The sequence below is a fragment of the Oleiphilus sp. HI0117 genome (assembly GCF_001635235.1).
In genome coordinates, this window is record NZ_LWGA01000605.1 from 1 (window position 1) to 628 (window position 628).

General features: G+C 46.3%; 1 protein-coding gene. It reads left to right on the forward strand.

Annotated features, from left to right (window positions below):
• Positions 1–348: 348 nt before the first annotated feature.
• Positions 349–628: nucleotidyltransferase domain-containing protein (locus A3757_RS06750; protein WP_068739345.1), on the forward strand; the 280-nt coding region annotated here is incomplete at its 3' end.

Consider the following 628-nt stretch of genomic DNA (forward strand, 5'->3'; position numbering starts at 1 on the left):
CGGTGCTCTCGGTGGTTCATCGGTTTATCCCTTAAAGATTAAAACATAAAAGACGGTTCACCACCGAGGACACAGAGCGGCCTGCGGCCTACACAGAGAAAAGATAAAAGCTTTTTTAGATGTGTCTCAATCCCTTCCTCGGTGCAGCGAAGCGCCCGGTGTCCTCGGTGGTTCATCGGTTTATCCCTTAATTAAAGATCAAAACATAAAAGACGGTTTACCACAGAGGGTACAGAGCGGCCTGAGGCCTGCACCGAGAAAAGACAGCGTTTTCTTAAAAGCGCCTTAAGCACGCTCTCAGTATTTCCCTGTTATACTGACAACACTAAGAATTGTTGAGGGTAGGCTGTGCGGCTAAGTTCATTTCAAGTATCAAAAATTAAAGAATCTGTAGAGGCAGTTTTAGGCGCTGAGGCAGAGGTGATTCTTTTTGGTTCACGAGTAGATGACTCCGCAAAGGGGGGGGATATCGACCTTTTTGTTGAGACGGCGCGACAAATTGAAAATAGGGCGTCGGCCGCTGCTCGAATCGCGGCAAAAATTCAGATGGCAATCGGCGATCAAAAAATAGATGTGATTTTGGTGGATGCACTAACGCCGTATCAAACTATTCATAAGCAAGCTAAAG